Annotated in this window: 7 protein-coding genes; 3 read left to right on the top strand and 4 right to left on the bottom strand. The window is 72.4% G+C overall.

Annotated elements, in window-relative coordinates:
• Positions 1-1,108: iron uptake transporter deferrochelatase/peroxidase subunit (gene efeB / locus AC08OO_RS11380; RefSeq protein ID WP_476618492.1), on the top strand; the 1,108-nt coding region annotated here is incomplete at its 5' end.
• A 240-nt stretch (positions 1,109-1,348) separates the two neighbouring features.
• Here the strand turns inward: efeB and AC08OO_RS11375 are convergent.
• Positions 1,349-2,863, bottom strand: a complete 1,515-nt coding sequence (locus AC08OO_RS11375; RefSeq protein WP_035909533.1) for an alkaline phosphatase PhoX — start codon at positions 2,861-2,863, stop codon at positions 1,349-1,351.
• Positions 2,864-3,277: 414 nt separating this feature from the next.
• Here AC08OO_RS11375 and AC08OO_RS11370 point away from each other — a divergent pair, with 414 nt between their 5' ends.
• Both AC08OO_RS11370 and AC08OO_RS11365 read left to right on the top strand, forming a co-directional pair.
• Positions 3,278-4,615, top strand: a complete 1,338-nt coding sequence (locus AC08OO_RS11370) for an ATP-binding protein (protein ID WP_476607876.1) — start codon at positions 3,278-3,280, stop codon at positions 4,613-4,615.
• A gap of 189 nt (positions 4,616-4,804) precedes the next feature.
• Complete coding sequence (locus tag AC08OO_RS11365) at positions 4,805-4,981, top strand: hypothetical protein (RefSeq protein WP_476609857.1); 177 nt, start codon at positions 4,805-4,807, stop codon at positions 4,979-4,981.
• Here AC08OO_RS11365 and AC08OO_RS11360 read toward each other — a convergent pair.
• From AC08OO_RS11360 to AC08OO_RS11350, 3 genes are all read right to left on the bottom strand, one after another.
• Entirely contained in the window at positions 4,966-6,072 is a 1,107-nt protein-coding gene (locus AC08OO_RS11360; protein ID WP_476609858.1) for a baeRF2 domain-containing protein, read from the bottom strand. The two genes, AC08OO_RS11365 and AC08OO_RS11360, sit on opposite strands and share 16 nt — an antisense overlap.
• A gap of 262 nt (positions 6,073-6,334) precedes the next feature.
• A complete protein-coding gene (gene thrS / locus AC08OO_RS11355; protein ID WP_476618494.1) occupies positions 6,335-7,630 on the bottom strand; it encodes a threonine--tRNA ligase in 1,296 nt (431 codons plus the stop codon).
• Positions 7,631-7,891: 261 nt separating this feature from the next.
• Positions 7,892-12,727 carry a hypothetical protein gene (locus AC08OO_RS11350; protein ID WP_476609859.1) on the bottom strand — a complete coding sequence of 1,612 codons (4,836 nt, stop codon included), beginning with the start codon at positions 12,725-12,727 and terminating at the stop codon, positions 7,892-7,894.
• Positions 12,728-12,754: the final 27 nt, after the last annotated feature.

The following is a 12,754-nucleotide window of genomic DNA, read 5'->3' as shown; positions in this document are numbered from 1 at the left end:
AAGCTCCGACGAGGTGGTTCCCTTCCACGGCGTGCACCAGGCCGGGATCCTCACCCCGCAGCCGGCCGCGGCCATGTTCGCGTCCTTCGACGTCATCGCCGGCGACCGGGCCGCGCTCACCGACCTGTTCAAGACGATCACCGCCCGGGCCCGGTTCCTCACCGCCGGCGGTGCTCCGGCCGACCTGGGCACCGTCGCCCCACCGTCGGACAGCGGGGTCCTCGGGCCGACCGTGCCCCCGGACGCGCTCACCGTCACGGTCGGGGTCGGCGCCTCCCTGTTCGACGGCCGGTTCGGTCTGGCCGACCGGCGTCCCCGGCGGCTGGCGCCGATGCGTACCTTCCCGAACGACAACCTGAACCCCGCCGACTGCCACGGCGATCTCAGCCTGCAGCTGTGTGCGAACAGCCGGGACACGGTGTTGCACGCGCTGCGCGACATCGCCCGGCACACCCGCGGCGGCATGCAACTGCGGTGGCGGATCGACGGCTTCCACAGCCAGCCCCGGCCAGCCGGCGCGCAGCGAAACCTGCTCGGTTTCAAGGACGGCATCGTCAACCCCGATGTGACCAGCGCCGCCGACATGGACCGGCTGGTCTGGGTGGACGGTGCGGGCGAGCCGCGCTGGACCACCGGCGGCTCCTACCAGGTCGTCCGCATCATCCGGATGCTGGTGGAATTCTGGGACCGGGTTTCCCTCAACGAGCAGGAAACGATGATCGGCCGGCGACGGGACACCGGGGCACCGCTGGACGGCACCGCGGAGACCGACATTCCCAACTACGCCCGCGACCCCAAGGGCACGGCCATCCCGCTCACCGCGCACATCCGGCTCGCCAACCCGCGCACCGCGGCCACCGACAACTCCCGCATCCTGCGCCGCGGCTTCAACTACGACCGGGGAACAGACAGCAACGGCAACCTCGACATGGGCCTGGTCTTCTGCTGCTACCAGCAGGACATCATCCGGCAGTTCGAGGCGACGCAGACCCGGCTCATCGACGAGCCGCTCGTCGACTACATCAGCCCGACCGGTGGCGGCTACTTCTTCGTGCTCCCCGGTGTCCGGGACGCGAGCGACCACCTGGGCCGGTCGCTGCTGGCCTGAGCGCCGTCGCTGCTATGGGCCGCGGCCCGGCGGTGCGTGATCACCTCGATTGGCACCGCCTTGCCCCTTGCCCGGCCCCCTCTTGCCCGGACCATTGACCGCGAGACCTGGCCGACCGCGAGACCTGGCCGACCGCAAGACCTGGCCGACCGCAAGACCTGGCCGACCGCAAGACCTGGCCGACCGCGCCTGGGGACGGCCGGCCGGGCCGCCGCGGGTGAGATCAGGCCTCGGGTGAGATCAGACGGTGTGCCAGGGGCCGGTGACGGCGTAGGCGATGCCCGGGTCCTGGGTGGCGACGAACAGGTAACGGCCGTTGGTGGAGAAGCAGGAGCCGACGAACTCCCGGTAGATCTTGTCGGCACCATCCTGGAACAGGATCTTGTTCTGGGCGAAGGCGAAGGGGCTGCCCTGGCGGTCGAGACCGACGACGTAGTTGAGCCCGTCGCCGTCCTCACACAACAACGCCCCACCATGCGGGGTGATGCACAGGTTGTCGGGCCCGTCGAAGACTCCGGGCGTGTCGTAGTCGTCCGCGGCCTCGTGGGACGGCAGCAGCGCGACGAGAGTCAGGGTTTCGGCGGCGGGCTGGTACTTCCACACCTGGCCATCGTGGACGGTGGGGGGCAGCGCGGGGTAGCTGACGGAGGCGGGCAGGTCGGCCTTCTTGGCATAGCTGGCGTTGATCCAGGCCGCGTCCCGGGCCCAGAAGGCGCCCTCGAACTTCTTCGACCGGGTCACCCGGTCGGGGCTGGCCGCCGCCAGGGTGGCGGGGCGGCCCGGGTAGGCGAACTGCTTGCGGATCGAGGGCGAGGCGTCGGTCCCGTCCGGGTCGGGAGCAGGCACCGGCACCCACTTCACTGTCAGGCTGGTGCCGACCTTGGTGATCTGGGAAAGGTCGTCGATCGGGTTGCCGGCCGCGGTCCAGGCCTGCAGCGCCTCCAGGCAGCCGCCCGCCGCGTAGTCACCGAACTGGCCCGTCGCCCGGGTCGGGCGGAACCGGTAGAGCAGGCCGTTCGGGCCGCTCGCGTCCTCGGTGAGGTAGGCGAAGTTGGTCTTGGGATCGACCGCGACCGCCTCATGCGCGAAGCGGCCCAGCGCCGTCAACGGCGCCCCGGTGGTGCGGCGGCCCAGCGAGTCGACCTCGAAGACATAGCCGTGCCGCTTGCCACCACTGATGATCGACTCTGTTTCCTCGCACGTCAGCCACGCACCCCAGGGGGTGACCCCGCCGGCGCAGTTGCGGATCGTGCCGGCCAGGCTCACGTAGCGACGCTGCACGTTCGCGTTGACGTCCAGCACGATGTTCGTGGTGCCACCGAACGCGTTCGTGGCCGACCCGTCGTACACCGCGGCCCCGGTGGTCTTGGGCACCACCGGCGTGAACTGCGCGCCCGGGTTCACCGCGTCCTGCTCGTGGTTCTGCACCAGAATCGTCCCGCCCTGCGTCCCAGGAAACGAGCCGGTGCCGTCGAACTTGGTCGGGTACGGCGGGCTACCCGGATCGTCGAGCCGGTCAAACGGCTCGTTGTAGGGCGCCTGACCCCAGGTACCGGCCTTCGCGATCACCTTGTAGTGGAAGCCGGCGGGAAGATCGAGCTTGCCGGCCGGGTCGGCCACCAGCGGCCCGTAGCCTCCCGTCGCCGCGCCCACCGGGCTCGCCGCCAGCAGGTTGAACGCTTCGGCGGACAGGACCACCACGGCCCCCGCCGCCGTGCCGTGCCGGAACAGATTACGTCGTGTCAACTCGCTCATGACGCGCAACCCTAGGAACGTGATGTTACCGCCCCTTTACGGAAAGGCCAACGTGTCACGGCCGCATCGTGGCCTTGTGATGAGCGAACGGTCCACCGGCCGCGACCGCGCCTCCACCGACACCGCATCGGCCCCTGCCACCCTGTATTCCCGGCGGGGGAACCCGCCTTACGCTCGACCTGATGCTCAGCGCCGGCTATTTCGCGTCACTCGTCGAACAGCTGCCGGCGAGGCCGGAGGAGTAGGGGCTGCCCCGCCCAGGGAGGGCACATACAGGCACGGAGATTGCCTTCGGCCGGGGGTGGCAGTCCCAAGGTCCCGTCAGAAAGCTTCGTCAGTCCCTGCTGATCGGGGCGGAGCAGAAGGGCATTGTCGAGTCGACGATCCGTCGGTGACCGACTTGAAGGAGCCAGCGTGCCCATCTGGCACATCCGTCCCTACGAGACCGTCGACTACGCGGCGACAGTACGCCTGCTGGAGGAAGTGAGGAGCACCCCGGGCGGCCCGCCCATCAACCTCACCGACACCGTGCTGGCGCTGCGGCACGAACTCCCGGACACCGAGTCCCCCGCGGTGGTCGCCGTCGCGGGCGAGCATCTCGTCGGTGCCGCGGTCGGGCGCAAGGAGGGCGGCCAAGGCCGGGTGCTCACGGTCGCCATCGCGCCCGCCTGGCGTCACCACGGCATTGGTTCCAGCCTGTTGCAGAGCGTGGAAAACCTGCTCCTGCACGCCGGCTGCCGGCGGATCACCACGCTGATCACCCCCGGGCAGCCGGGTGAGGAGGCGTTCCTCAACCGCGGCTTCACCGCTACCGGGCAGGTACTCTATGACAAGCAGATTCCCCTGCGCCCGGCGGACGTCTCCACCGTCGAGCGGTGGGGCGGCGCGCTGCTGAGCGCCTCCGAGTGGTCCAACCTCGCCGGGATGGAGGAGGAGCGCGCGCTCATCGAGAAGCGGCTGCTGCTGCCGGTTCGGGAACGGGAGCTCGCCGAGGCGTACGGAGTCGTCATCCCGACGGCGATGCTGCTGTTCGGGCCGCCCGGCACCGGTAAGACGTCCTTCGCCCGGGCGGTCGCCGCCCGGCTGGAATGGCCGTTCGTCGAGCTGCTGCCCTCACGGCTGGCCTCCGGCGGCAGTGGGCTCGCCGCCGAGCTGCGGTCAGCGATCAACGACCTCATGGGGGTCGAGCGGGTCGTCGTGTTCATCGACGAGGTCGACGAGATCGCCCAGTCGCGCGAGACCCGACCGGAGAACCAGTCCGTCGTCAACGAACTGCTCAAGGCGATCCCGCAGTTCCGCGGGGTGCAGGGCCGGCTGCTGATCTGCGCGACCAACGCGGTCTCGGCGCTGGATCCCGCGTTCATCCGGCCCGGCCGGTTCGATCTCGTCCTCCCCGTCGGACCGCCGGACGCCAAGGGGCGCCGGGTGCTGCTCGATGGGCTGCTGGACCGGGTCGCGAACAAGGAGGACATCGATCTGGACGCCGTCGTCGCGGCCACCGACCTGTTCACGCCGGCCGATCTCTCGGCGGTCGTGCAGCGCTCCGCTGCCGCAGCCTTCCACCGAGCCGCCGACGGGGTGAAGGTCGGCACCGGGGCGGGAGCGGAAAGCGGCGGGGGCGGCCACGGCCCGGCGGTGACCCCGTTGAGCACACAGGACCTGCTGGACGCCGCCCGGCTGGCCCGGCCGACGATCAGTCTTACCGAGCTGGACCGCTTCCGTCGTGACGCGGAGGCCTTCACCCGGATCTGACCTGCCCCGCCCCTGCAGGGACGACCCGCACCCGGATCCGCCTCGCACCCGGATCCGGGTGTTGATAACTTTTGATTTTTCGATATAGAAAAGTATTTCCTGCCCCGATGACGAGGCGCGACACGGGAGAGTTCCCGACGAGACGAAAACCGCAGAAATCTTCCAACACAACCACAATGAGGTTTCGCCATGACCGACGGAAATCGCAATCTCTACGTAGTCGCCTGCGGTGGCGGGTACCCCGCCAGGGACCTTCCCGCCTTCGTCGGGCAGGTGCAGTCCGCCGGCTGGGACGTGCGGGTGGTCGCCACCCCGGCGTCTTTGCAGTTCATCGACACGCTCGACACAGGTCACGGGGACGGGTAGCGCAGCAGGGCACCGAGACCGTCGGTCGGTGCGCCGGGCAGATCGGCAGGCAGGACCCGCACGGCCGCGCCGGTGCCCCAAGCGGCCCGCACGGCCAGATCCGCCAACCGGCCGGTGGTCGGTGGTGACCCGGCCCGGCGGGCCAGCCGGGCCAGCGCGCCCGGCTCGGTGGCGACGTCCCCGGGCTCCGGCCCGTACCAGGCGGCCCGGTCGTCGCCGGGGTCGTCGACGACGAGCAGCGTGCCCACCTGAGCGCGGACGAGCGCGTCGAGCGTCGCGGGCACCCCGTCGACCGCCCGGCCATGTGCGCGGTCCTCGGCGAAGCGGTCGAGCACGGCGCGGGTCCGGTCGCGAACCTCGGCCTCGACCAGCTCCCGCACCTCCTGGGAATGAAACCGGTCGCTCCGCCCGGGGTGACGTCCCCCGTGTTCGAGCTGGTGGACCAGCGGGATCACCCGGGGCGGCAGATGCTTGCGCAGCAGCTGCACGGCCCGGACGTCTCCCGCGAGAACCACCAGCGCGGCGTCCACCCGCTCGGCCAGCTCGGTCACCGCCTCGGCGACCTGCGCGGCGTTGTGATCCCACGAGTCCTCGGCACGATCCTGGTAGCGGCGCTGCGACCAGCCGCCGGGGGCATTGCGCTCGATCTCGTCGTCGGAGCCGACGACCTCACCGGCGAACCGCAGTCCGTCCCCGGCCACCCGCAGGTCGGCGCCCGTCCGGTCGGTGAGCACGACCACACAGGGCACGCTGCTCTGCCGGTAGGCAAGCATCGGCAACGTGCAGGGCAGCGAGCCCCAGACGGCCCGGTCCGCCACCTGCCGTCGCAGCCGATGACACCAGACCACCCTGCCATCCGCGGCGCACGCCGCGAGAGCGGCGTTCTGCGGGCCGAGAGACGCCACAACCTCGTCCAATGCGCCCAGCGTCGCGCTATCCGCCCCGTCGGCGGCCAGGCTGTCGCGCAGGTGCCGCCACCGGACCGCCCGATCCGCCGCAATCCCGTCCATCTGATCGGACAGGCCCAGGTACAGCGTCGCGCACGGGCTCGGGATGGCGAACAACTCGTTGATCTCCTCATCTGGGATCACGGCACCGCGGCCTCCTGTTCTCCGCTCCCGCCGGTCGGCGAGCCGATCCTCCAGGGTCCAGGATGGGCACCGACCGGCTCTTCGGTCCGGCCTCTTCGGTTGCTCCCAGCCATACCCATCATCGGCGCGACGGACCGTCGGCCGCCCGCCAGGACTTCATCCGGGCGCGGCCGGTATATATTGCTGCTGACAGTCCGAATCGGCTCGAGTTCGACTCCTCGCCGGCCTCAATGATCGGCGCCGTCGGCAAACGCCGAATTCCCTACCTGCCCCCGGCCTGTCCCCGCGGATCGGTCCATAGATCAGTGCTGTGCGCGCTTGTCAGGAGGTCGATGCCGGCCAGGACTTCCGCGGCGGGCCGGGCCTCCAGGCGGCGCCCGTCCCGCAACCGCAGGGAGACCCGCTCGTCGCCTGCCTCCCGAGCACCGATGATCGCCTGGTAGGGCACCAGACGAGCGGCCCGGACCCGCGCGCCCAGGGTGCCGCGCTGCGGACCGGCGGCCTCGGCCCGCAGTCCCCGGTCGGCCGCCTGCCGGACCAGCGCGAGGGCGTGGGGTACCTCGGCGTCGGAGATCGGAAGGGCCACCAGCTGCACGGGCGCAAGCCATGGTGGAAACGCACCGCCGTGCGACTCGATGAGGTGGGCCACGGCCCGCTCCACGCTGCCGATAACGCTGCGGTGGACCATGACCGGCCGGCGCATCGCGCCGTCCGGGCCCGCGTAGCGCAGATCGAACCGTTCTGGCTGATGGAAGTCGATCTGCACGGTGGACAGGGTGGCTTCACGGCCGGCACTGTCGACGATCTGCACGTCGATCTTCGGGCCATAGAAGGCCGCCTCCCCCTCCACGGCCTCGTAGGCCACCCCCGCGGCGTCGAGGACCTCGGTCAGCAGGGCGGCGGACCGCCGCCACATGCCGGGGTCGCCGACGTACTTCCCGCCCGGCCCCGGCAGGGAGAGCCGGTAGCGGGCCGGGCTGACGCCCAACGCGCCGTAGGCCTCGCGGATCAGCTCCAGCGCCACGCGCGCCTCGTCGGCGACCTGCTCCGGAGCGCAGAAGATGTGCGCGTCGTTCAGCTGGATCGCCCGCACCCGGGTCAGCCCGCCCAGTACCCCCGACAGTTCGGAGCGGTACATGCCACCCAGTTCGGCCATCCGGAGTGGGAGATCGCGGTAGCTGTGCGCGCGGGAGCGGTAGATCAACGCGTGGTGCGGGCAGAGGCTCGGCCGCAGCACCATCTGCTCCCCGCCAAGCCGCTCCCCGCCAAGCCGCTCCCCGCTGAGATCCATCGGCGGGAACATGTCGTCCCGGTAATGGGACCAGTGGCCGGAGATCTCGTACAGCTCCCGCTTGCCCAGCACGGGCGAGTACACGTGCTGGTAACCGGCCCGACGCTCCACGCCACGGATGTACTCCTCCAGGGTGTGCCGTACGACGGCACCGGCGGGCAGCCAGTACGGCAGACCCGACCCGATCAGCGGGTCGGTATCGAAAAGTTCCAGCTCGCGACCGAGCTTGCGGTGGTCGTACACCGTGGTCTCCTCACCTCGCGGCAGGTAGGGCGGATGACCACAAGGCGAAGCCCCGGGGCATCCGCCCCGGGGCTTCGACAGAAGAACGGCTGTCAGCGCGCCGGGACACTCTCCGGCGTCGTCGTCAGGCCAGCGCGCTGCATGTCGCCCAGGTTAGCAGTGCCGCCCCCGCCGCGGTGACAATGACGACAGCGGTGACAGCGGCGTGCGTGACGGCGGCGTGCGTGACGGCGGCATGCGTGACAGCGGCATGCGTGACAGCGGGGCGGGCGGGGTGGCCGCGGGTCAGCGCGCGAGGATGCTCAGGATCTCACTGGCCGAACGTCCGCGCGCCGCGAGGGGATAGACGGTGATGGCCAGCCGGATGAGGTTGTCACCCCGGCGGCTGACGCCCGCGGCCGGGACGGGCCAGACCCGGTCCGTCGGGCCGGTCGCCTCCCAGGCGATCTTGATCGCGGCGAGTGGGCCGGTGACGTCGCAGCGCCGCCAGGCGTCGGCGGCCCGGGCTGCGACGTCGATGACACCGGGACCGGCCGTGGCGACCGCGACCGCCGCCTCGGGACCCGCGGTCAGGATCCACGGCACGAGGCCCGGTGTCGGCTCGATCCGCTGCAGCAGCGAGATCATCGCCTGCGACCGGGGCCCGGTGACAATGGTCGCCGCCGACGCCCCGTGCCGCGCGACCACGTCCACGGCGCCCGGATGTGCCTGTTCGACGTCGGCCAGGGCCCGGCGCACCGCGGGTTCCAGGTCGAGCGAGGCGAGTGTCGCCAGCACGGCCACGGGTATCCGGGCGAGCAGCCTCCCGAGCGGCGCGAGCACCGGCCGGTCGGCCTCGGGTACCCGGCCGAGGCACGCGGCCGCGGCAGCGGCCTCGGTCACCGATATGCCGTGCTCCAGAGCCAGGCCGACCACGGCGACCGGGTCGTCCGTGGTGGCGGCGACGGCCAGATCCACCTCGGCCGCGCCCGCGGGCAGCAGGTCGGCGACCGCCAACAACCAGGCCCGGGCGGGCGGGTCCAACGCGCCCAGCGCCGACACCAGGCGCGGCGCCCCGTGCAACGCGGCGGCCACCCGCACCAGACGGGCACCGCAGGTCGCGGCGACGGTAGCCGGGTCGAGCGCGACCAGCGACGCGACCTCCGCCGCGAAGGACGCGGACGAACCGGCAACCCGACCGGACGAACCGGATGGACCCGTGGTGGCCGGCCCCGCCGGACCGGTGGTGAGGGGTCCCGTGGGGTCCGACTCGCCCCGGGCCGCGCGCGCCGCTTCGACGAGCAGCCGGGGCAGCGGCATCGTGCCCCAGTGGGCGGCCAGATAGGGCGCGGAGACACCCTCCAGCGAGGGGGGCACGGAGGGCGCCCCGCGGCGCAGGACGCCCTCCGCGATCGCGGTGTCGAGCACGTCGGCCACGTCCTGTCCGGACATCCGGGCGAGCCGGACCAGCCAGTCGCGCGCCGCCCCGATCAGGCTGGCCCTGTTCAGGGTCTCGGCGAGCGGATGGATACCCCAGCGCCGGGACAGGTACAGCCCGACGACGTCGTCGTCGAACAGGGCGACCGCCCACGCCGACATGCCCGGCCTGCCAAGCAGGTTCTCCTGGAAGGCGGTCTCAATCACCGTCGACGGGTCCGCCGCGACAAGCTCGGCGAACTGCGTGGTCCAGACGATGTCCTCGACGGCGAGGCATCGGACGATCTTCAGCAGGGTGTCGAGCGGCAGGACGCCCCACCGGGATCGCGCGAACGCGACGACGCGCGGATCGGCCCACCAGACGGGATCGGGCGGCGGGTCGGCCTGGTGCAGGCCCGCCGTGACGGCCTCGTCGACGAGGTCGCCCGGATTCGCGCCGAGCGCGGCGCCGAAGGAGCGCAGCCACTCCAGGTCGCTGTCCACCAGGACCCGGACCGTCGCCATGATGTCCCGCAGCGACCGTTCGTCCCAGCGTGCGGCGACGTAACCGGCAATCAGCGGCGGCAGCGCCGCGTCCGTCGGCGAGGCCTCGTCGAGGACACCCTCCGCGACGGCCCGGTCGATCGCGCTGGAAACCGGGACCGCGGCGGCGTCGGCCACCGCGCGCAGCCAGCCGACACTCGACCGCGTCAGGTCCCGGGCCACGTCGAGCAACGCCACCAACGGCACCGCGGTCCACCGTTCGGTGAGGTAGGAGGCGACGTCCACATGGGACCAGTCGGATGGTGACGGTGGCCGCACCTGGCCGAGCAGGCGCTGGGCGAGTGCCGCGTCGACCACCTCCGACACGGACACCCCGACCGTGACGGCCACCGAGCGGATCCAGAGCAGGTCACCCGCGGCCAGCACCCGCCCGAGCTCGATCAGCTCGGCCAGGCTCGTCGTCTTCCACCGTTCGGCGAGGCACCTGGCGATGTCGGGGTCCCACCGCGACGGCGGCACCGGACCCGGTCCGGCCAGGAGGTTCTCCTCGATCGCCCGGTCCCGCACCTCGTCGGCAGCCAGCCCGCCGGCGGCCGCGAGGGCCGCGCACCAGTCCGGTATCCAGTCCGGGTCACGGGCGACGACCAGGGTGTCGGCGAATGCGGCCCGCGGGTCCGCGACCGGGGCCGACACGTCCTCGGCGGAGGCAGTCGCGCCCTCCTCCACACCGCCGTCCACGCCGCCGTCCGCACCGCCGTCCACGCCGCCGTCCGCACCGCCGTCCGCACCGCCGTCGAGCACGAACCGGCGGACCTCGTCCTCGGTGAGTCCGGGCACCGCATCGGCGCCGGCCCGCGCAAACAGCTCGATCCGGTGGACGATGCCGCTGCCGGGCCGCCCACTCACCGGGCTGGTTCCCCCCCGCAGCACCTCGGGCGTCACCCGGGCACGTTCCGTGAGTTCCCGGATCAGATCGACGGGCAGCAGCGGCGCGCACCGCACCACCGCCGGCGCCGCGCCGGCGACCGCGAGCGAGACGACCGCGTCGCGGTCAAGTCGGGGTGCCCGGGCCAGCACCTGCCCGGTCGCGGCCACCCGTTCGAGGGCCTCGGTCAGCTCGGTCAGGCCGACCGCGGTGATCTGCCAGACGTCACCCCAGCAACCGGTGAGGACACCGATCGCGGGCAGCGTCTCGGCGAGCAGCATCCGGCGGGTCTCCGGCCGGATCCGCTCCCGCCTGACCAGCCGCATCACGTCGATGACGATCCGGCGCTCGGCCGGCAGCGGCCGCAGGACCGCCGCGAGCTCGTCGAGCATCTTCGCGCTGTCCCGGGCCGCCAGGACGCTCTGCTGCTCGGCGAGCTCCGCGGTGACCGTGACAATCAGGTCCGGCCGCCCGGCGAACGCCCGACCGATCTCCTGCAGCATCGTCATGACTGCGCTACGCCCACCGCGTTGCGGACTGCCGGTGTCGGCCGCGAGGGCACTCTCGTCCGGGTTCACCAGCAGGTGTGCGAAGGCCGCGGCGAACAGCCGCCGGGCCGCGCTCTGCCCCGCCGTCGCTCCGATGCGCCTGCGCAGCCCCTGCAACGAGACGTCATCGACCAGCGGCAGGTCCCGCCAGGCGCGCGGAGCGTGGGCTTGGCCGTCCTCGTCGAGCAGCGGCAGCGCGAACTCCACCGGCTGGCCGGCGCTCGCCAGAACCTTCGGTTCGGTCAGAGCCGCCGGGTCGACGCCGAAGGCGATGATCCGGGCCGGATCGGGCACTGCGCCGTCCGGTGCCCGGTGTGCGGACCGCAGGCGTCGCAGCGCAACCAGGGTCCGGGCGAGGTCGTCGGGCGGGCAGAGCAGCCAGCCGGAACCGCCGAGCAGGCCGGCCAGCGGGCTGGACAGGTCCGCGGCCTCGAAGGCGGCCACGCCGACCGCCGCCCGCCCGGACTGTAGGCTCGCCGCGAGGCGCACCGGCTCCGGGTTGACCCGGCGCTCGGCTGTCATGACCTCCGTCCCCGTCGGCGCGAACACCCCCCGCAGGCCCTTGGGATCGCCACGCGGGGTGAGCGTCTCGTCGAAACGGCGCACCGTCACCGGGCGCTGCTCACCGGCCTGCAGGACGGTGGTGAGATCGACGTCGAACCCGGTGCCGGAGCGCGGCACGAACACCCGGACGCCGTACCTGAGCTTCATCACGACGAACCGGGGGTCGACCCGGTCGACCGTGCCCAGGTACGTCCCGCCGACCAGGCCCCGCTCGAAGCGGGGGTTGCGGTCGCCGAACCCGCCACGGGCCGCGGTGTCGTGATGGTAGGCGATGATGACGTCGGAGGCGGCGAGATCTTCGGTGATCTTCGCGCGCCGCGCCGCGGCGGCCAGCGTCGTGAGCTCCTCCCGGAGCCGGCCGGGCTGCAGGTCAGCAACCCGGGCGTCGATCCCGCAGCCCCGCAGGTACCGGTCCACCGCCTGCTCGCGCGCCGCCCGCGACCCGCCTGTCACCGCGCCGTAGGCGGTCGGTCGGCGGCCGGTGGACAACCACCCGATCAGCCGGGCCAGCGATCGGGCCTGCGCCGCCCGCCACTCCTCCAGCGGGGCGTCCGGTGCCGGGACGTCGTCGCCGAGCAGTTCCACCGTGTCCTGGCTACGTTCGGACGCGGGCGGGATCACCCCCCGGGCCGGCGCGTACCCGTGGCGGCCATACCCGACCAGCCGCAGCGATCCCCGGCAGTGCACGAGATGATCCGGGCTGAGTTCGACGGGAACGACACCGAGCTGGGTCGCGGCATCGTCGAGCAGCGCGCCGAGCGGGGCGAGCATGTCCATGACGTCCGCGGGGGCGACGAACTCACCGTTCGCAAGCTGCGCGGCCATGCTGTCGTCGCCGCGTTGCCGCTCGAGCGGGTCGGTGAGCGGGCCGGCCGCCCAGCTCGTGATGTAACCCGTGGGCGCCTCGTAGCCCGTGGGCACCCCGTCGGGGCCGTCGACGATGTCGAGCAGCAGGGGGGTCAGCGGGTTGCCGAGCGAGAGCAGCTCCATGCCGACCCGTAGCGTCGACGGGCCGCCCGCGCCGGCCGTACGCAGGGCGCCGAAGCCCAGCCCGGCGAGGCTGACCAGGCGTACCCGGCAGTCGGCCCCGGCGCCGCGGATCCGCCGGGGCATCTCCCGCCAGGTCCGGCCGCTGCGGCCCACGACCGCCGGACGCTGGTCCGCCGCTTCCGCCGCTTCCGCCACTTCCGCCGCTTCCGCTGCTTCCGCCGG

Source organism: Frankia sp. CeCAU1, assembly GCF_977971845.1.
This window is presented reverse-complemented; position numbering and strand designations above follow the sequence as displayed.